17 protein-coding genes are annotated in these 19,740 nt (G+C 38.5%); 10 read left to right on the top strand and 7 right to left on the bottom strand.

Annotated features, from left to right (window positions below):
• Positions 1-91 precede the first annotated feature (91 nt).
• The 5 genes from FUA25_RS11840 to FUA25_RS11820 all read left to right on the top strand — a co-directional run bounded on the left by FUA25_RS11840 (position 92) and on the right by FUA25_RS11820 (position 5,236).
• Positions 92-2,593 (top strand): DUF4268 domain-containing protein, encoded by a 2,502-nt coding sequence (locus FUA25_RS11840; RefSeq protein WP_147757132.1) that lies wholly within the window; start codon positions 92-94, stop codon positions 2,591-2,593.
• Positions 2,594-2,859: 266 nt separating this feature from the next.
• Entirely contained in the window at positions 2,860-3,468 is a 609-nt protein-coding gene (locus FUA25_RS11835; protein WP_147757131.1) for a hypothetical protein, read from the top strand.
• 1 nt (position 3,469) lies between these two features.
• Entirely contained in the window at positions 3,470-3,901 is a 432-nt protein-coding gene (locus FUA25_RS11830) for a hypothetical protein (RefSeq protein WP_147757130.1), read from the top strand.
• On the top strand, positions 3,883-4,161 hold the full coding sequence (locus tag FUA25_RS13490) for an endonuclease NucS domain-containing protein (RefSeq protein ID WP_147757129.1): 279 nt from the start codon (positions 3,883-3,885) through the stop codon (positions 4,159-4,161). The genes FUA25_RS11830 and FUA25_RS13490 overlap by 19 nt, the downstream gene beginning before the upstream one ends.
• A 10-nt stretch (positions 4,162-4,171) precedes the next feature.
• Positions 4,172-5,236 carry a DUF6998 domain-containing protein gene (locus tag FUA25_RS11820; protein ID WP_147757128.1) on the top strand — a complete coding sequence of 355 codons (1,065 nt, stop codon included), beginning with the start codon at positions 4,172-4,174 and terminating at the stop codon, positions 5,234-5,236.
• Positions 5,237-5,309: 73 nt separating this feature from the next.
• Here FUA25_RS11820 and FUA25_RS11815 read toward each other — a convergent pair whose 3' ends face one another.
• Positions 5,310-5,648, bottom strand: a complete 339-nt coding sequence (locus FUA25_RS11815) for an AAA domain-containing protein (RefSeq protein ID WP_147757380.1) — start codon at positions 5,646-5,648, stop codon at positions 5,310-5,312.
• Positions 5,649-5,791: 143 nt separating this feature from the next.
• Between FUA25_RS11815 and FUA25_RS13280 the strand changes: the two genes are divergently transcribed.
• Positions 5,792-5,959, top strand: coding sequence for a hypothetical protein (locus tag FUA25_RS13280; protein WP_185146704.1), 168 nt, complete (start codon positions 5,792-5,794; stop codon positions 5,957-5,959).
• Between the two features lie 444 nt (positions 5,960-6,403).
• On the opposite strand, the gene FUA25_RS11810 is transcribed toward FUA25_RS13280, so the two are convergent.
• Both FUA25_RS11810 and FUA25_RS11805 read right to left on the bottom strand, forming a co-directional pair.
• Positions 6,404-6,601 (bottom strand): hypothetical protein, encoded by a 198-nt coding sequence (locus FUA25_RS11810; RefSeq protein WP_147757127.1) that lies wholly within the window; start codon positions 6,599-6,601, stop codon positions 6,404-6,406.
• A 114-nt stretch (positions 6,602-6,715) separates the two neighbouring features.
• The gene (locus tag FUA25_RS11805) at positions 6,716-7,105 is read right to left on the bottom strand and encodes a hypothetical protein (RefSeq protein ID WP_228411701.1); all 390 of its coding nucleotides are present in this window, start codon (positions 7,103-7,105) and stop codon (positions 6,716-6,718) included.
• Positions 7,106-7,574: 469 nt separating this feature from the next.
• Here FUA25_RS11805 and FUA25_RS11800 point away from each other — a divergent pair, with 469 nt between their 5' ends.
• Positions 7,575-8,186, top strand: a complete 612-nt coding sequence (locus tag FUA25_RS11800) for a 4'-phosphopantetheinyl transferase family protein (RefSeq protein ID WP_147757126.1) — start codon at positions 7,575-7,577, stop codon at positions 8,184-8,186.
• On the opposite strand, the gene FUA25_RS11795 is transcribed toward FUA25_RS11800, so the two are convergent.
• The 3 genes from FUA25_RS11795 to porU form a co-directional block, all read right to left on the bottom strand.
• Positions 8,170-10,425: an FUSC family protein gene (locus tag FUA25_RS11795; RefSeq protein WP_317130283.1), complete on the bottom strand. Its 2,256-nt coding sequence runs from the start codon at positions 10,423-10,425 to the stop codon at positions 8,170-8,172. The genes FUA25_RS11800 and FUA25_RS11795 overlap by 17 nt on opposite strands.
• Before the next feature lie 117 nt (positions 10,426-10,542).
• Entirely contained in the window at positions 10,543-11,706 is a 1,164-nt protein-coding gene (gene porV, locus FUA25_RS11790) for a type IX secretion system outer membrane channel protein PorV (RefSeq protein ID WP_147757125.1), read from the bottom strand.
• A gap of 21 nt (positions 11,707-11,727) precedes the next feature.
• Entirely contained in the window at positions 11,728-15,600 is a 3,873-nt protein-coding gene (porU, locus tag FUA25_RS11785; RefSeq protein ID WP_147757124.1) for a type IX secretion system sortase PorU, read from the bottom strand.
• A 163-nt stretch (positions 15,601-15,763) separates the two neighbouring features.
• Here porU and gldJ point away from each other — a divergent pair, with 163 nt between their 5' ends.
• Positions 15,764-17,368 (top strand): gliding motility lipoprotein GldJ, encoded by a 1,605-nt coding sequence (gldJ, locus tag FUA25_RS11780; RefSeq protein ID WP_147757123.1) that lies wholly within the window; start codon positions 15,764-15,766, stop codon positions 17,366-17,368.
• 65 nt (positions 17,369-17,433) lie between these two features.
• Positions 17,434-18,705 (top strand): UDP-N-acetylmuramoyl-tripeptide--D-alanyl-D-alanine ligase, encoded by a 1,272-nt coding sequence (locus FUA25_RS11775; protein WP_147757122.1) that lies wholly within the window; start codon positions 17,434-17,436, stop codon positions 18,703-18,705.
• Here the strand turns inward: FUA25_RS11775 and FUA25_RS11770 are convergent.
• On the bottom strand, positions 18,702-19,310 hold the full coding sequence (locus tag FUA25_RS11770) for an NUDIX hydrolase (RefSeq protein WP_147757121.1): 609 nt from the start codon (positions 19,308-19,310) through the stop codon (positions 18,702-18,704). The two genes, FUA25_RS11775 and FUA25_RS11770, sit on opposite strands and share 4 nt — an antisense overlap.
• A gap of 35 nt (positions 19,311-19,345) precedes the next feature.
• Between FUA25_RS11770 and FUA25_RS11765 the strand changes: the two genes are divergently transcribed.
• Positions 19,346-19,738 carry an SRPBCC family protein gene (locus FUA25_RS11765; RefSeq protein WP_147757120.1) on the top strand — a complete coding sequence of 131 codons (393 nt, stop codon included), beginning with the start codon at positions 19,346-19,348 and terminating at the stop codon, positions 19,736-19,738.
• The last annotated feature ends 2 nt before the right edge of the window (positions 19,739-19,740 follow it).

Below are 19,740 nucleotides of genomic sequence, written 5' to 3'. Positions count from 1 at the left end.
CTCTATTATTGTTAATAAAAATTCCAGACCATATATGCAATATTATATCTGCAGAGTATGTAACCAAAAAAAATAATGTCAGAAAATATCTATGAAAGCCAACGAACTACCGATCATTAATTTCTTACAAGCCCCTAACGTACAGTTTGTAATTCCGGTTTATCAACGGAATTATGACTGGTCCAACAATGAATGCAGAGAATTAATCAATGACATTATCTCAGTAGAAGAACAGGATCGCGGTACACATTTTATAGGAAGCATTGTTTTTATTCACGAAGGTACTTACAGCACTAGTGAAGTTAAAGAATTGGTGATTATCGACGGTCAACAGCGGCTAACGACCATCAATATTATTTACGTTGCACTTTACCGGTTCGCGAAAGACAATGGATTGAAAAACGAAGCAGATATGTTGTTCAATATGTTTTTGACCAATCAATATGTGCAGCATGAATCCAGCAAACTGAAACTAAAACAGACTGATACCAATTCCCTCGCATTTAAAGCCATTATGAATGGTACAGAAAACGAATACGATCATTATTCAAATGTCATAGAAAATTACTCCTATTTTAAAAGCATCATTACAGAGGAGAATTTCCAAACAATATTACAAGGGCTCAGACGACTTATTTTCGTCGAGATTTCGCTGGAAAGAGGTAAGGATGATCCCCAACGGATTTTTGAAAGTTTAAACAGTACAGGTTTGGATTTATCCCAATCAGATCTTATCAGAAACTATATTTTGATGGATCTGGATCCTAAAAATCAAAATAAGATATTTGAGCAAATTTGGAGTCCCATAGAAGAAAATGCAAAAGATATCGTTAAGCAAAAATCTGTGGTCTCAGATTACATCAGGGATTATTTGACCCTAAAGAATAAAAAAATTCCAAATAAAAATAGTGTCTATTTGGAGTTTAAAAAGCTTTACGGACAAAAGGATGAAGCATACTTACAGGAACTGGAAAATATTAAGTCACTTTCTGTTCACTACAAAAAGTTTATCAATCCTTCTACAGTTGCGGATTTCAACGTTAGGCGCGAATTAGAATATATTTCCCGACTGGAAATTAATGTAGTGTTTCCATTTCTTCTTCAGGTATTTGAGGACAAAGAAAATGGTTTAATCACCAATCAGGAACTTATTGCCATTCTAAAACTCATTCAGACCTACACTTGGAGAAGGTTTGTGGTAGGATTACCAACCAGTGCGCTAAACAAAATCTTTATGGCACTATACTCAGAAGTGGACTCCGAAAATTATGTGGAATCTCTTGCCATAGCTTTGGTTAAGAAAAAAGGAACAGGTAAACTACCTACGGATGAGGACTTGAAAACTGCGCTGAAAGATAAAGATTTGTACAACATACAGTCTAAGAACAGGAATTATATGTTTGAGCTGTTGGAAAACTTTAATAATAAAGAGCATGTAAATACCGCAAATGAAAACATAACCATTGAGCATATATTTCCGCAAACACCAAATGAGGATTGGGAAAAAAGCATTACGCCCGATGACTATTTTATGTTTAAAGAAAAATATTTGAACACGATTGCCAATCTGACTTTGTCTGGAAATAATGGTGCCTTGAGTAATAGATCTTTTGCAGATAAAAAAATGATGAACAGGAATGAAGGCGAACAGGGTTACAATTACAGCAGACTTTGGCTGAATGATTATCTAAAAAAAATTGATCAGTGGAATGTAGCAAATTATGATTCGCGTTTTGACCTTATTTATAATCGTTTTTTGAAAATCTGGGAATATCCAAACGTTACTCTGCCGGTTTCTGAAAATACAGATGAACAGAATATTTTTGATGCCGAGTCACCAACGCACAAAAAATTAGAGTATTTTATCTTTGAGAATACCAGGGTTGAGGAAGAAGCCATTGCCCAGATGTATTTCTATGTTATAGACAAATTGTACGATAGAAACGCACAACTCTTACTGGGAGCCTCAGACATCATAAAAATTACCCACGATACAGCAGATTTCAGAGCGCCTCAGCCTCTCAAAAACAGCTATTATATAGAGTCGAACATTGATAGTAATTCCAAATTTAGCGTGCTCAAGAAGTTGCTCAAATTGTTTGAATTGGAAGATGATCTATTGATAAAATACACGGAAGCACAGAGCGAAAATTTACAGAATGGCCCATATTTAAGACGGGAATTCTGGAAACAGCTTCTGCCTTTAATAAATAACACATCACTATTCTCGGATGTCAGTGCGGGCAAAGACAGTTGGTTAAGTTGTGGGGCCGGAATCAGTGGGATATCTTATACTTTCGTAATTACCCAGAAATATGCAAGAATAGAGCTAACGATTTCCGGATCTAGTAAAGAAGTAAATAAAAGATATTTTAAGAAGCTCTTAGCAAATAAAGAGTCCATCGAAACTGCTTTTGGTGATCACTTGGAATGGGAAGAATTAACAGACTCTAAGATGAGCAGGATTAAATATGAGTTGGATAATGTTAGTCTATATGACAAATCAACATGGGAGCAGATGAAAGTGTTCTTAATCAATAATTTACCAAAGTTTGAACAGGCATTTAAGCCCATTATTTTGAATCTAAATTAAACCACATAATAAGTGATAAAAGAAATATCTCAGATTGAAGCATCTTACTTATCCAGATTAAAAAAACCGGGGAAGGTTTTAATCTTATATCGATATTGAAGATGGAAAATAATGAGAGGTATACTTACTCAAGAAATAAATCAGCAACTTTACATAAAGTATCGCCTCTCAGAAGAAGAAATAGCTATTTTTGAAAGTATGATAAAACCGATGTCATGATCGGACAATTTTAAATTAATTACTAGTTGATTCACATCTAAATAAATATGGCAAAAAATGTAGGCATACTTGCATCTATGAGTTGGAACAGCAATGGTTGGCAAAACCAGGCAACCACCGAGGACATCGCAAAATCTAATTTTGATTATATGAAGGAAAATGGTTGGATGCATGAAGATCTTAACTTCGGTCATAAGAAATATGCTTTAGAAGAAAACGGGACCTACATTGCATATACCCCACAATTCAATACATTACCTGCTTTAGAAGAATCCAAATATGTTGAAATAGTGTTTCTAAAAAGTTTCAATTATCATTTAAATAAAAATTATATCGTAGGATGTTATGCATTTCCTGATATAGGTCATTTTGTAAGGAATGCTGATGAAGATAACTACCATGTATACGACTTTGGGAATGTTAGGGCAATACCTGAAAATATTATAGCCTTTACCACCCCTTTGCACATAACAGATGATATATGCTCATTAAAAGGATATTTACCCAAAGGAAAAAAACTGGGAAAAATGGGCTATAATTATTTGGATTATAGCAATGTCTTAAAAATTCTCGATGAAGCAACAAGACTAAACAGGGACAAAAAACTAGATTCAATCAAGTATAAATTTTTGACTGACGGTAGATACAAATTTTAATATGCAACTCAGAAAAACACAGCATGAAAAACTGGAATTATTTTTCGACAATTTAAACAAGGAAATTGTCAGGAATGGATCAAAGTCGATCAAAGTAAAAACCCTCGTCAGAAATTTTGTATATACCAAAAGAAGTGTTCAAAATATCACGAAAATAAATGACGAATTAAGATTACGTGGATTATTTGCTCAACCTGCATATTCTATGGACCTTAAATTCGAATCTGTTATTAGAATTTCTTCGTTTCCGGTAAAACAGCTGGGTGATTTATTCTCGTCCGAAAAACAACTGGAAGACTTTTTTGACGATAAAAAACTCTATAAGAAACTGGATATAAAATCTGTTGAGCGACAATACAGTCCGAATGGTTCAAAAGATAGGCCGGATTTTCGGGGTGAAACAGTAAGCGTGAAGTGGTTGTTTTGGAATTAAAGAATTTCGGCGGGGGTAAATCTGCGGTAGAACAGGTGTTTAGATATACAGGTTTGTTAAAACGCGAGAATTCAAAGTCGAAAATTAGAACAGTATTGGTAACCGGTATTCAAAATTATGAAACAACTTTGGCCATAAGTGGGATGACAAAAACGCAGAGGAAAGCATTTGAGTGGTACCTCTACAAATTTGATAAATCATCTAATAAATTAGAATTGATTAGACTGTCGGAAGAAGATTTTAAAATGATAAAGTTTTAAGCTTAAATAATTGTACACAAAAAAGCAATTTCAACTCTTAAAAGACTTTGCAGCTAAGAATGATGCATTGTTTGATCTGGGGATTACTGCCACGGATAGTTTTACCGGCGAGATCGGGGAATTCATAGCCTGTCAGCATTTCAAACTCACGAAGTCCGGCCGGTCAAATAAGGCAGTAGATGGTGTTGCAGCAAATGGTGAAAGGTATCAGATCAAATCAAAAGTAATTTCCGCAAGTAACTTCAGTCATACAATCTCAAACTTACAGCCAGATTTATTTGATAAACTGGTTGTCGTATATCTTGATACACATTATAAGCTTCTGCAAATGCTGGTGATACCTGTTTCGGAAATCCCAGTATCTGTTTTTAGAATTACAAAGGCAAATGTTTCAAAGTTTGAGTCTATTGATAAAGTTAAAATTCCTTTAAAATTCCAAAAGGCACTTACAGACTTTGCAAACTCATTCACTGCACTCCATGTAAATGGTATTATAAGAAGCCGTAGAATAGTCGGTGATATAGGGGAATTTTATGCATGTAAAAAATTAGGTTTACTAATCAGTGAAAATCAAACCGAGAAAGGCATAGATGCGCGACATCCCAATGGATTGACGTTCGAGATCAAGACAAGATGGGTATATGAAAGTGATCGCCGGATTTCAGAAGTAAGAAGATTAAACAATTTAGTAGGCAAAACTGCCGACTACGTCATAGTGGTTACATTGGACAGATCTTTTGAATGCTCAGGAATGTGGATTATTCGAATGAAAAATATCGCAAACCCCAAATCCGCTAATCTGAAAATTATAAATAACACACCAGGCGTCAAAAATATAATCCCAAGCAAAATTTCCTGGTTACAGACTGGGGAATCTTTTCAAGGTTTTGAAACAGTTGTAAGTAAACCTCTGTCACCCAAAACTATTGCCAGAAAAAAGAAAATTTCTATCAACCCAATTGAGGCTTTTCGTCCACAAATACCTGTTGCTGAAAACAAGATGAGTATTATTCAACAAATTATTATTGCAGTTGTTATAATTGCCTTTGTCTATCTCGTAGCATTTAAATGGTGAGAGATGGTTTTACAAAATAACCCGTAGCATTATCCTCCTTTTTGTGATAAGGTAGTTAAAAATACTTTGTTATTTAATTTTTCTGCGTTGCCATTTCAAGGTATCTGCAAAAGGGATTCGCAAGTTTCATTTGGTTAGGCGAATGACAATCCGGTTCAAATAGTCTCGGACTCCCCACTAGAATAAATAAGGCTCTCGCCCTCGACACTGCAACATTAAATCGGTTTGGGCTGTATAGAAAATCCATACCTCTCGGTGCATCCTCCGGTGTAGAACTGGCCATACTGTAGATAATGATGGGCGCCTCCTGCCCCTGGAATTTGTCAACAGTTCCAATTTCATAATGGGACAATCGTTTCTTCAGCTCAAACACATTGTTATTGTAGGGGGTAATAATCTTAATGTCTTTCAGCGTTACCTTATTTTTTTGCTCTCAAAGAAGCCATCGTAAATTCAGACGGAATCATCAGCAGGGTCATTAAAAAACATGACTTCCTCATAAAAAACAGCCCCAAAATCACCAATGATCGTCAGCATTTAGTCATCAACAGACTGTTGGATGGTTTTGAAGGAAATCTTACCACTTCCAAATATGCAGGACTCACCAAAAGCTCTTCCGATACCGCGCTGCGCGACATCACCGATTTAGTAGAAAAGGGCATTCTTCTGAAATCAGGATCCAGAGGCCGAAGCACCCATTACCAACTGAATATTGAAGGATAAAATCCCCACTTCCCACACCGAGCAACATTATGGCAATGATAAGTGAATACCATCTGCCACATCTTTATGCTCCAATCCATGCTCCAGTAAAAAAAATCATAAATACAAGTACAAATTACCATCGGAGCACTAACTGGAAAATGTCTTGATTTCTGAATGATTAGCCGTTTTTTTGTAGAGCGGGGAATTTGTAGAGCGGGGAATTCAGCCAAACGGGAGTTTGAAGTATCTGTCTGGAATTCCATCAGTGTCAGCGTCTGAACTCTTTTAACGGATTCAGAAGTAATCCCGTATAACGTTTAAGCTGTGAAAACTTAACCATTTCAATGAATAATTACACTATTTGAATGATGATGATGTCTTTTAAAGACGTAAAAAAATGGTAGATAACGAAATAGAAAGTCTCGCATAGATATGTGAAAGGAATGCATCCGCATTCCTTTTTTATTCCTCAAACTGATTGTATTTAAGGATATAAAGTACTTTCCCCATGTTTTGTGCTTTGTTAATAGCGTCTCGGGTGCCGTTGGATCTTCCGTCCCAAAAGGCATAAACCACATCAGAATTCTCAATGATTTCGGTGTTCCAGATTAATGCAGCGCCCCGCCCATTTCTTTTGTAATCAGGTTTATAAACGATCATTGGTCACCCGATTTCCCTCGCATAGCGTGCAGCAAGGATATCTGCACCCTTAGCACCACCCGAAATAATAGCCTCAACAAAGCTTAGATGGTCAAATTTTAAATGAGAACTTTTTTATAAAGTCGATTGCTTTTTATTAAACTCAAAACCTTTCAGGTAGTTTCTTTGCGTTGAGATCTCAACCTTCCGGTATCCATGTGCCTTAGTACCGTCTTTCAAGTTGATCTTCTTCATAATCGAAGTCAGTCTTTCTGTAACTTTTGTATCGGTGAATTTGCCCATAAGCTGAGACAGCGCGGTGCGAACTGCTTTCCCAGAAATGGCGCACCCGCCGAACTCATTCATTTTCTCCCGGGTTCTCTCGAACTCCGGTGCCGACTTGATCTGCTCTGCAGTGGGTCCACCCACCATTCCGGCATAAAACCCCTGCTGGCCTTTGATCTTAAAATGTCTCACGTCGCCCAATGTGCCGACGTATTTCATGAGACCTCTATGTTTTGCCATGATAATAAAATTTTTAAGTTAGAAATTAAGTAATACACTGTTGTCTAGACGATTACAAATTTCATTCATTATCATGTAAAAAACAATACACATATCAATGTAAATCAATGCAATAGAAAGAAGAAGTGTTATTTTATTCTCTAGCTTACAGTATAACAAATACCGACGTAAAGGATGGGCCTAAATTGAAATTGGGTTCAATAAAAAATGTGTGTAACGAGCTTACAAACAATGCCGGACTTTGGGCAAATATCTTATTTTGCTGCTGTTTGTCCATTCATAACAATACTGTACATTTGTAGGAATGCAAAGGGGTGAAGAAAAGCGCACTGAAAGACTTAATGATTGATGTTGTACGTATGTTGTACTAAAGAAAGTAGGGACGTAAGCAAAACCCCATAAATAGGACCTATATCAACAAAATTAATAATGTTCGCAAATTTACAAACTAATTTCCTGACCGCAAAATATGCCGCTCTACCGTGATTTTTCCGACCATAATGCCACAATTCTTGTCTGGAAGTATGACGAAAATGAAGAACTGAATGCCGACGAACTTCTGGAGCCCGAAAACCGCCAAAAAGTGAAAGATTATCATCCTCAGAAATTACTCGAGGCTTTGATGGTGAGGAAAATCCTGAAAACGCTGAAACCCGAAGCCAAAATTCTCTATAATGAGCGGGAGCCTTATCTTTCAACGAAAGATGCTGAAATTTCCATTACGCATTCGTTTCCTTATGCCGCTTTGGCACTTTCCCCGCATAAAGTCGGGATCGATATTGAAAAATTCAATCCGAAAATCCTGCGTCTCAAAGACAAATTTATTCTGCCGGAAGAAACGGAATTTATTCCGGCTGATAAAGAGGAAGAATACCTCACGGTGATCTGGAGCATGAAGGAAAGTCTGTACAAAATTCACCATTCCAACTATTGGTCCCTGAAAAAGCATTACGAAGTAAAACCGTTCAGTTTTAAACACCTTAACCGGTTGGAATGCCGTGTTCATGATGATCATTTCTCCGATGATTACAAAGCCCGGGTTGAATTTTTCGACCAGTACTGTTTTACGATTGTTGACTGATCTGTGGCGGGAGTTTTTCCAGAATCTTAATCTGTTCTTTCGAAACATCATCGATCAGGTGGAGCAGGGTGCGGATATTGCTGAGCTCTGTTAAATGGGTGATTCGGGCGGGGTCACGGCGGTTCGAAATTTCATGTTCTTCTATTTCCTTTTTTCTGTTTTCGAGTAAAATTTCCACCGCATCTTCTGGTGTGATTGTTTTTTCAGGAGTTACGTCGTGCTGAGAACCTTCTGTGCTTAGAAGGGAAATAATTTTTATGATTTCAGCTGAAATTTTACGGTTCCATGTTTCAAAATCAATTTCTGGATACTCGTTTCTGGTTTTCGAAAACTGCGAGAGCGAAGCGGTATAGGCCGTGATCAGATGCGAAGTGTTTACAAACTGGTGCACGGTTTCAAGTTTTTTCTGCTGGTTTTTTGGATCCGAGATCATCCGCTGGAAATTATCTGAGAGATTTGCCAGATTAATAATGGCATTTTTGCGTTTGAGTTTGTAGAAATTCGGATCGTTGTTTTCTTTTTTAAAGGAATCCATCACGACCTGAAAATATTCCAGATTGCTTTTCGCCGCTTTCTGCATGAGCTGAAGGTTCTGCGTATGTTCCCAGACCGGAAGTACAAAATATGAAACGGCGAAAGCCACCAATCCCCCGATCGCAGTATCCAGAATTCTGTCCTTAAAGATCACATTGATGTTTCCCGGCGTAAGAAGGTTGAACGTGAGAAAAACATAAATGGTCATGAAAAGCACCGCCCAGAAATACTTCCACTTCAGCATGCTGAAACACAGAATCATGCTGATAAGCAAAATAGTAAAAAGAAGAGTGCTGTCTTTAATAAAAAATAAAATAATATACGCCGAAACGGCGCCCACAAGAGTGCCGTAAAGCCTGAGCAGATTCCGGTCTTTGGTGGTGGAATAAGCCGGCCGCATAATCGCGATAATGGTAATGAGGATCCAATAAGAATGTCCGAGACCCAGAAACTCCAGTTTAGAAATAAAATATCCTATGAGCAAGGCAGAGGTAATTCGGATGGCATGCCGGAAGTGGGATGATGCCAAGGATAAATTATTTCTTAGAACTTTTAAATTGAGCTTCTCCTGATTTGGCGTAAAATTTTTAATATCCAATCCGGTTGAAAGGCTTTTTGCCAGTTTTTCATCCTGGGAAAATATACGGTAAATGGCGTTTATTTCTTCGCTGATATCGGCGATTCTTACCATGATCTGCCTTAGAATCATAAAATCTTCAAGATTGTCGGCAGATAATTTTTGGTTCCGGAGATCAAAATATTCTTCAAAAAGCTGCTGAAGTTCTTCGTCGATGTTTCTGAGAGGTTTGGCTTTTGCATTTGCCTGCATTGCAATTCCGATGGAAGTGAGTTCTCCGGCAATGAGCGACAGGTACTTACTCACCGACAGCAGGAAACCGGTGTCACCAAAACGCTGCTGCACCTTTTTATAATCACTTTCCGAGGTCATTAGTTTTTCGTGCAGGTCGATTGAATTCAGAAACATCAGCATCAGAAGCCGGCTTTCAGTCGTGGATTCATTAACGATCGTCCGGGTTTTGAAAACGGTTTCCCGGGTTTCTTCCTGAAGGTTTTTGATCTTGATCTGTTGCGAAATTACCTGCGAGAAAAGTGCGTCGATATCAGCATCTTTTTCATAAAACTTTGCTTTAATGAGAAGATAATCTGCAAGATCAAGATAGTTTTCTCCGATCATCTGTCCGGCGAGCTTATAGGGTTGGATTTTAGTAACGATAAGGAAAACGATAAAAAACCAGAAGCAGCCTGCCAGAAATGTGATTAAACTCAGAAAAATATCGGCTCCGGTTAAGTGTCCGTTGATAAAAATCCCCAGAACTACCAAGGAAAGGGAACCAACGGCGGCCAAGCGCTGCCCGTAAATCCCGATGAGGGAAAAAAACATTCCGAAAAAAATAATCTCTGTATAAATCAGCAAGGGAAAATCTTTGATTAAAGTCGCCACGAGCGCTACAAAAAAGAAACAGATGACTGCGAAAAGTAAAGAATTTCTCCGGCGAATAAATGGTCCCGGCTGATCGGTAAATCCAATCAGACTCGTTCCCAGCGGGAAAAGGACATATTCCTTCAACACCCCGAAATAGGCAAGAATAACACTCGGAACTACGATAGCCAGCGTGATCCGCACCGCGGAATAGATATACTGGCTGGTCATGTATTTTTTTAGTTCTGAGCGGTAATTCATCATGCAAAATTAAGGATAGAAAAGAAAAAACCGGTAAAAATTAGATTTTTTAATCATCAAATTTGAATCTGCATAAAAAAAACCTCACAAGTGAGGTTTCTGTTATCATGACTGTGAATTTTAATAATCAACATTTGAAGTTTCTTCTCCAATAGTCCAAGTCAGTCCAAATCTTAATGTATTGTCCAGAGCTGAGTTGATTTTAGAGGTATTAATGAGGTAAGAAACATCAAGTGCGAAAGCGTTGTATTTTAAACCAATCCCGGCAGTGGCAAACTGTCTTGCTCCCTGCTCTTCGCTTTCATGGAAATAACCGGTACGTACAGAGAAAGCATTATCATAAGAATATTCAAGCCCTCCGCTGAACATTACGCTTTTTTCGTTTTTCAATGATTTTCCGATTCCTTCGAGTACACCTACATTCGGAACGGCGTAAATAGGATCGTTCGTAATAGGATTAACTCCAACCAGTTCAGAACCTGGTACCAAAAGTTTTGAAGCTTCTGCACTTATACTGATTCGGTTTGCATCATCAAGAAACATATCGTATCCGGCTCCAAGTCTTGCCATTGTCGGTAAATAAGATCTGGAATCATCATTTCCGGTATAATCAAGCCTTGGACCTAAATTCTGAATTGCCAAACCAGCATTTACACGACCGTCGTACCCTCCGATACTGGAAAAACGCGGAGTAGTATAATAACTGGAAATATCAACCGCGAAAGAATTCGCAGCTTTCAGTGTAGTATCTGTATTGAAACCTCCTGCAAGATCGGAACGTAAAAATCTTCCGGTTACTGCCATGGAAAAGGTGTCGAAAAGTTTCAAACCATAGGCGATATCGATTGCAAACTCATTAGGTTTTGCGATTCCTTCCTGTACCACTTCGGTTCCTACAATCCGGGTAAGATCAACCTGGCCCATATTGAAATAATAGATACTTGCAGAAATGGTGGATCGTTCTTCCTGACCCAAAAATTTATGATAAGCCCCATATACCAAAAATACATCATTAGTCAGTTTACTCATATAAGGAGTATAACTGAAGCCCACCGCAGAATTTGTTCTGCTGAATGGATATTTTGCGGCATTCCAGAACTGAGAAAATGCATCTGATGAAGTGGCAACACCCTGATCACCCATACCTCCTGAGCGGGCATCTGGTGCAATTCTTAGGAAAGGCGCTCCGGTAAGAACGGGTCTGATATTACTCAAATCCTGGGAAAATCCCATGAATCCGGCACTAAGACCAAGACCTAGAAAAAGTTTTTTTGAAAGATTCATATAATATTATTTATAGTTTATTTATTTTAAAAGAACCATCTTTTCGACAGCCGTTGCACTTCCCTTACATTTTTCCTGGTTCTGGCTTTTTGCAAATATCTTAAAAATATACGTACCTTTTGCTACCGAATCACCAAAATCATCATTACCATCCCATTCAATGGCCTGTCTTGGTGTTCTGAAGCCCTGTAAGAACGGTTCCGAAACAACAGTCTGTGTTAAAGTCCTCACCAATTTTCCGGTTATTGTATAAATCTGAACATTCACATCCAGAATATCATCACAGTTGTGCTCAAACTGCACATAGGTCTTATTGGTAAAAGGATTGGGCCAGTTCAAAGGTCTGTTGATAATGAGACTTTGATTGGTTTCATCTTTCACGTCAAATTTTAACGTTTCTGTAGTCGAATTATTGTTGATGTCCCAAACTTTAAAAGTTAAAAGATGTTCACCCGGAGTCAGATTTCTGAAAGGGTAGGTGACATTCCCTTTCTGATAGTCTGCTAAACCAGCATTTACGCAGCCGTTTCCTTCACCCGGCGAATAGAAATCGTTTAAAACCACGGTGTTAATAATTTCGCCATCCAAATATACAGTAATATCGTGACCAATTCCCGCCCCGGTTGAATTTATTCCGGTATCGTCTGTAACACAGGCTAGGAGCATTGGATTCTGATCTGTGATTCCTCCGTTTGCAAAATTGGTATTGTTCATATACAAATGAACTTTCGGTGGCTCATTGTCATTAATACCGTTGGGATTAATATCTCCAACCTGATACGGCTGGTTATTGAAGACATCAATAACTTTATTATCTGCATAAGCGAGTATTCTTCCGGTACCTACAGTATAGTTGATATCGTTCGGCACATAGAATTCAACTGTAAATACACCGTTTACTGCAGTTCCCGAAGCTTTTACAATTGCACTCCCTTCTTCGGTATAATTCAGGACAGGTGTTAGGTTCCCATCGTTGTTGAGGGTGCTTTTATTGAGCCTTTTATCGAAAATATTAATGACCACTCTGCCGTTGAAGGTATTATTTAAACTGCCATTCGGGTTGTTGATATGACCTGTGATTTTTACAAAATCCAGCGCTCTTATAAGACCCGGCACAGGCGTTACAATCTGGTCAATCACCAAAAGTCTTTTAGGGCGGCTTAGTTTCATAGCCGGATCTCCCAGAAAGTTAACCTTTAAATGGTTAGAATTGGCCCCAAAATTCGTTTTGGCGATTAAATTGGCTCTTCCCAAAGTTTCAAAATCATCATTTGTCAATTTAAAGAGGGTTTTTGTAAAAAGATCGGTATAGCTGAGTCCGTAATTCACCTCAATGGCGCGGCTCGAAGTAATCATGGTGGTTGCCCCGCCGTCTTTATGTTTGATGAATTGTTCACCTACAGAAAATGTATTCGGCTCATCCCAGAGCGTAAATTCACAAGTAATGGTGCAGACCAAAGGAAAGCGGCTGTAAACATTCGAAAAATTATTGGAATTCTGTACTTCATCTGAAGTGAGTACCCGTTCCTGAGCCCAACCATTGATTCCGCCATGCCCGAAATAAAACAAATAAAGGCTGTTGCCGATGTCATTGGAAATAGCCTGGTTCACCTGCGGATAACGCGGTCCGCCCGCAGAACTCTGCTGCACAAATGCATCCTGATAAAGTTTCCGGATGTTGTATTCAGGTTTATCGGTGGTTCCTTCAAAGGTGTCGGCAATAGCGGTTTCTACATAATTATGGAAAGGTCCGCCACCATCATTGTCATCATCCACTATAAAATCCATCTTCATCCGCCATTCTCCAAACGGGGTCGACTGTCCCGGTAATGCGTTGTAATAAGCCAGTGTTTTATCAATGAGTTTCGTTGCTTCTGTAATTGTAGCAGCAGGAAGTCTTCCTACAGGTAAATCCGGAAGCATATTCCCTAAACTCGTGGAGGTCTGTGGCTGAGTCATTACGATGTAATCATCGGTAACGAAGGAAGAAACAAAATTGCCACTTTCCTCACTTTGGTAAGAAGGAACCACATCATAATTGTTTGGAGTCCGATTTTTATAGTCATAAGTGGCATCTCCAAGCAGAAAAACATATTTTAAACTTCCGGCCGGAGTATTCAATTTTGTTATGAAATCCCGGATTGCTGTTAAATCCTGGCCTCCGCTGCTGTATTCATTATAAATTTTATTAATGTCGACAATTTTAGTTTGAAGATTGCTTTTGGTCTGATGATAAGTGGAAAGCCGTTGTGCATTCGACATCATTTCCGGTGTTGTGAGTATCAGATAATCCACATTCTGCATGGCCGCAAGATTCTGGTTCTCAATTTTACCCACAAACGCAGGTAGGTATGCAGATGCAGCTTTGAAAGCCACAAATTCATTATTAAAATCCATATTTTGGGAAATATATCCGAAATTAAAGAGTGATCCTCCAGCTTTATTTACCCTTCTGTTGGCATTTGTAATGTCGGTAACATCCCAAACCTGCTCCAGCGAAGCTGCATCAGAAATAGAAAATCCATAATTCTGAAGGGAGCCGCTTTCCATTGAGAAGTCCCGGAAATTCATCTGGGTCCCGTTGAATTTAAGGTTTTCTTTATACTGCACCTCGATATAATCAAAGTAAAAAAGACCATTAGGATTTGAAGTGATGTTTGGAGTGTAATTCAGCGTAATTGCGCTGCCCGTGAGGTTTGAAATATTCCCACTGTACCGCATTTGGACAAAGTCCTGTCCGTTCGGCGCGATGGATTGCGACTCTACATTTTGTCCGTTGATATTAAATGATATATGGTTGCCCTGGGATTTAAATCCTATAACCTGAGTCCGATATTTAATCACGTCAGTCGGTTGGATGGGTGATTTTGTAGCTAAAGTGACAACTTTTGCGGTGGTAAAAGGCAATTCGTCAGCCCATATTCTTCCCAGTTTCAATAAATTTTTCTTTTCCTCGTCTATGAACTGGTAATCATCATATCTGGTAATAAGAGTAGAGGGGAGGTTTCCGTCTACCGTCTGCACTCTTTTTCCCGGACCTTTATCAAAACTGATGAAATAATAGGAAAAATCCTCATAAATATTCTTAAGATGATTACTTCGGTCAGTACGGGTATCTGTTCTCTTGAAGCCACCTCCGTTTGCAGTATCATAAAGGTTGTAGCCATCGGGTCCCTGTGCATAGAAGAGAGCGTAATCTGTACTGTTCCAGACCCCGTCATCTTCTCCTACTACCTGAACTGCATTTTCCTGCAGCGCACCGTACCGTGAATCCTGATTAAATTCAGGCAACATCAAACCGCCGTTTCCGTAGATTCTGAAATTTTTAGGATTCACCGATGCTGGATTAATTCCGTTCTGCTGAAGAAAATCTGCTGTAATCTTAAATATTCCACTGCGGTCTACTTTGATCTTATAAAAATTTCCGTCGGAGAGCGGATTGATTGTGCTTCCTATTTTGGAAGCGCCATTGTTCTTAGCAGTATTCCCGGAAGATATTTCAAAAGAAGCAAGCCGCTGGATTTTCCCTTTTTCAAGTTTAAACAGGGCTACGTTAATTTGCGCAATGTTGCCGGTTTCGCCCGAAGAGTAGGATACGGAGGTTTGATCAAAATCGATTAGAGAATTTTTGTTGAGGTCAAAAAGTTCTTTGTCAGGAACCCCAACCCACTGCAGATTGGTAATTTTAATATCTTTTTTTTCTGTTTTTTGTTTTATATTGATAAAAATGTTATTTTGGTCAAATGAAAAACCTTCGTTCTTGAAACTGGGGAGATTCATATTTATTTCACCAAAACTTCTTGTTTTCGAGCCTTCCCACTGAAGATCGATTCTTTGAGCATTTACAAGTGAAATAACCAAAAAGAAAAAAATAACCGTAAATTTTGTTTTCATAAAAGGAATTAAAATTCTAGAATACAAAATAAACGAAAATTTTAGAGAAATTATATGAGACAATAAAATTAATTTCTAAACGTTTTGCAAAAAAATCAAATCTTTACTTGATTAATTGAATAATTTATTTTTTCTTTGTACTTTGAAAATATTTAAACCAACTATGAAAAAACTAAAGTTGTTTTCATTAATAGCATTCAGTTCTACACTTGTACTCACCAGCTGCGGCGGCTCCGGAACAAGCAAAGGAGGAGGAACCAAAAAATTTGTAAGTAAAACCGGTTGGAAACCTAACGATTCCAAAGGCTGGTTTTATGCTGGTAAACAGCCAAAACAAAAAGGTTGGCCAGGAATGGTGTATGTAGAAGGAGGAACGTTTACAATGGGATTAGTGAAAGATGATGTCATGCACGATTGGAACAACACACCACGCAGAATGCAGGTGAGTTCATTCTACATCGGCGAAACTGAAATTACCAATTACGAATACCGCGAGTATTTAACCTGGTTAAAGTATGTATTCCCACCGTCAGATCCTAGTTTTACTAATATCTACACCGGCGCTTTACCTGATACTTTACTTTGGGACAATCAGCTGTCGCGTAATGATTTTTCTGAAACCTATTTCAGATCTCCTGAATATGACTATTACCCGGTAGTGGGAGTAAGTTTTGATCAGGCGAACAGATATTGTGAATGGCTTACCGACAGAGCAAACGAAAAAGCTTTGATGGATGCCGGAATCATTGCCAAAGATTTCTATATCAATGAATCCAACAATGTTGGTGGAGCTGCTTTCAATATGGATAAATTCAAAGCGAATGATCCTGAAATGAAAGAGTATATCAATGATAAAAGAATGCAGCAGAAATCCGGTATGAAAACCACCAATGAACGTCTGCTTGCTGCAAACAGATCTCCAAATGCTGCCATAGTAACCAAATTCAGACTTCCAACGGAAGTGGAGTGGGAATATGCAGCGCTAGGAATGGAGAAGAACAGAGAATATAACAATTATCTGGGAAAAACTCCTGAAATTGAGAAGTTGAGAGGCAAAAAAGGAAAAAATGAAGGAATGTTCATGGAGAATTTCAAATACGGAACAGGAGATTACTCCGGTGTTGCGGGTTGGAAAAACGACGGTTCTGCACAGACTTCTGATGTAAGACAATATCCTTCAAACGATCTTGGAATCTACGGAATGTATGGAAACGTAGCAGAATGGACCGCTGATGTGTACAGACCTATCATTGATTCAGATTATAACGATTTCAATTACTACAGAGGAAATGCACCGCAGGCCATTGTTAGAAACGGAGATGGAACCCTTAAGAAAATCGAAGCTGGCGATATCAAATATGATACACTTGCCGATGGAAGATTGGTTTACAGAGGACTTCCAGGTCAGTTCGAACGTGAAACAGTTGCCAATTTCGGTAATTTCAGAGACGGTGACCGTCAGTCTTCACTGAATTTCCGTGGAGAATCTACCGACAGTGCCAACTCTTATAATATGTATAATGCACCTAGAAAAAACTTTATTGTTGATTCACGTGGCCGCGTTATTATGCAGAAAGATACTAAAGAAAGAACTTCCGCAATAACCAACGATATTCGTGTAGTGAAAGGTGGTTCATGGCAGGACTCAGCTTATTGGCTGGATCCGGGTCAGAGAAGATACAAAGACCAGACAAAAGCTTACGGCTGGATTGGTTTCCGTGTTGCTCAGGATTCAAGAAGCCACGACGACAACAGATCAAGAAGATAAAATATTATCAAAAATAAAGTAAAAAATCCTTCCGAATTTTCGGAAGGATTTTTTACTTTTGACCCATGAATGCAGAACAGTTTTACCCTATTTTTCTTAGGGCCGGTAAAGTAACCATCGACAGCAGGACTGTTCAGAAAAACGACCTTTTCTTTGCTTTCTCAGGAGAACAGTTCAATGCGGCAGTTATGGCGGATAAAGCTTTCGAAAGCGGCGCTTTGGCGGTTATTGTTGAGCAGAAGGAATATGAAAACGAAGCGAAAAATATTTTTTATGTTCCTTCTACCTTAATTTTTTTACAGGAACTTGCAAAATATCACCGGAATAATTTAAATATTCCCATTATTGCACTTACAGGAAGCAACGGGAAAACCACTACGAAAGAACTCATTCACGCTGTTCTTTCTGAAAAGTTCAGGGTGCAGTATACTTTCGGAAACCTGAACAACCACATTGGTGTTCCGTTGACGATGCTCTCCATCAGACCGGAACATGAAATCGCGGTTATTGAGATGGGTGCCAATCACCAGAAAGAAATCGAAATGCTGTGTTCTATTGCGGAGCCGGACTTCGGGTACATTACCAATTTTGGTAAAGCTCACCTGGAAGGTTTTGGCGGGTTTGAAGGCGTAGTAAAAGGCAAATCTGAACTGTATGATTATCTGAAATCAAATGGCAAAACTATTTTAGTGAATGAAAATGATTCCATTCAGTTGCAGAAAACTGCAGATTATCCCAACCGCATCACCTTCGGAAAAGAAAATTCTCAGTATTTTTTTAAGGAATTTTCTGAAAAGAATTATGTTGGATTGGCTTTCGGCAGTAGGAAAATACAGTCTAAACTTACCGGCAGTTATAATTTTACCAATCTGTGTGCAGCAGCAGCTTTCGGACTGCATTTCGGTATCGGAATCGATGAGATTAAATCTGCAATTGAAAACTACATTCCTACCAATATGCGTTCCCAAATCATGCAGAAGGACGGCAAGACGATGGTTTTAGATACCTATAATGCGAATCCGAGTTCCATGACCGAATCTCTGAAGAATTTCAGTTCATTTGAAGGGACTAAAACAATTATCATCGGAGACATGCTTGAGCTCGGAGAGGAGAGTGAAAAGGAACATGGAGATATTCTGAAGTTTGCAAAAGCAATGAATTTCGATGAAATCATGACGGTTGGAAAGTATTTTAAAATGGTGAACGGTTCCGAAAAAGCCTTCGAAAACACTGAAAATCTCATCGGTTTTCTTAAGGAAAATAAAATTAAGTCAAAAAATATCCTCCTGAAAGCTTCAAGAGGAATTGCACTGGAAAAAATAATCAGTTTTATTTAATCGGCCTCCGACCAGAATTCATTTAAGATCAGTTTGATATTTTTGAAAGTCGAAGGAAGCACGTCCTCCTGGATTTCTTCATTGTTCTTCCAGGCGACATGAGTGATGCCTTCCTCAATTTGGGGAACGGCTTTCTGGTCGCCCACACAGGTCATTTTGAACCAGTAAGTAGTTTTCAGGATCCGGTCTCCGTTTCTTTCGGTGTAAATGTGGAAGGTGTTATTGACAAATTTTTCAAGAATCAGGTTTTTCAGTCCTGTTTCTTCTTCAACTTCACGCAATGCCGTCTGTTCCAGCGATTCGCCTTCTTCAATTTTTCCTTTCGGGAGATCCCACTTTCCAAGCCTTTTAATGAATAAAAGTTCGCCACTGCTGTTGCTTACAATACCGCCTGCAGCCTCAATCACGCGGAACATATGCGTAAAATCTTCCCAGATTTCTTCAATATTTTCGCCATATACATTCAGCATGGGGCAAGACGTGTTCTGCAGCAGATCAATTGCAATTTCCAGTGTGGCAAATCCTTCAAATCTTAAATTCTTCTCGATATCCGCAGGATATTTCGACAACAATAATTTTTTTTCGTTAACAAAAACTTTATACATTTGCAGGACTTTTTTAATGGAACAAAAATATAAAAATGAATTTAGAAGCACGAAAAATAATTGTTAATAAATCAGCGGCCGAATTAACAGAATTACTGAAAACCCCCGAAAATTATAAAGCGCTGATGCCTGAAGGCCTCCAGACTTTTGAAACAAGAGAAGATGGTTTTAAATTCAGCTTGAAAGGAATGCCTGAAATTGCGCTTAAAATCGCAGAAGTAACCGACAATAAAGCGGTCCTGAAATCTGCTAGTTCCAGTCTTGATTTTGAGTTGGTAACCCACCTTACAAAATTAAGTGAAGCCCAAACTGAAATTCAGATGATTTTTGAGGGGAAATTCAATCCTTTCATCAAAATGATGGTCGAAAAGCCACTTCAGAATTTCATCAATTCCCTTACCGATAAGATCGAACAGACGTATCAATAAAT

Source organism: Chryseobacterium sp. (genome assembly GCF_008014695.1).
Classification (GTDB): Bacteria; Bacteroidota; Bacteroidia; order Flavobacteriales; family Weeksellaceae; genus Kaistella.
The sequence above is the reverse complement of the archived record's forward strand: the minus strand, read 5'-3'. Positions and strand labels throughout refer to the sequence as shown.

Excerpts from the sequence above, each read along its gene's own strand:
- FUA25_RS11835 (WP_147757131.1), top strand. The coding sequence starts at position 2,860 with ATGGCAAAAAATGTAGGCATACTTGCATCTATGAGTTGGAACAGCAAT.
- FUA25_RS11765 (WP_147757120.1), top strand. The coding sequence starts at position 19,346 with ATGAATTTAGAAGCACGAAAAATAATTGTTAATAAATCAGCGGCCGAA.
- FUA25_RS11775 (WP_147757122.1), top strand. The coding sequence starts at position 17,434 with ATGAATGCAGAACAGTTTTACCCTATTTTTCTTAGGGCCGGTAAAGTA.
- FUA25_RS11770 (WP_147757121.1), bottom strand. The coding sequence starts at position 19,310 with ATGTATAAAGTTTTTGTTAACGAAAAAAAATTATTGTTGTCGAAATAT.
- FUA25_RS11800 (WP_147757126.1), top strand. The coding sequence starts at position 7,575 with ATGCCGCTCTACCGTGATTTTTCCGACCATAATGCCACAATTCTTGTC.
- porV (WP_147757125.1), bottom strand. The coding sequence starts at position 11,706 with ATGAATCTTTCAAAAAAACTTTTTCTAGGTCTTGGTCTTAGTGCCGGA.
- porU (WP_147757124.1), bottom strand. The coding sequence starts at position 15,600 with ATGAAAACAAAATTTACGGTTATTTTTTTCTTTTTGGTTATTTCACTT.
- FUA25_RS11805 (WP_228411701.1), bottom strand. The coding sequence starts at position 7,105 with ATGGCAAAACATAGAGGTCTCATGAAATACGTCGGCACATTGGGCGAC.
- gldJ (WP_147757123.1), top strand. The coding sequence starts at position 15,764 with ATGAAAAAACTAAAGTTGTTTTCATTAATAGCATTCAGTTCTACACTT.
- FUA25_RS11795 (WP_317130283.1), bottom strand. The coding sequence starts at position 10,425 with ATGATGAATTACCGCTCAGAACTAAAAAAATACATGACCAGCCAGTAT.
- FUA25_RS11830 (WP_147757130.1), top strand. The coding sequence starts at position 3,470 with ATGCAACTCAGAAAAACACAGCATGAAAAACTGGAATTATTTTTCGAC.
- FUA25_RS11840 (WP_147757132.1), top strand. The coding sequence starts at position 92 with ATGAAAGCCAACGAACTACCGATCATTAATTTCTTACAAGCCCCTAAC.
- FUA25_RS11810 (WP_147757127.1), bottom strand. The coding sequence starts at position 6,601 with ATGATCGTTTATAAACCTGATTACAAAAGAAATGGGCGGGGCGCTGCA.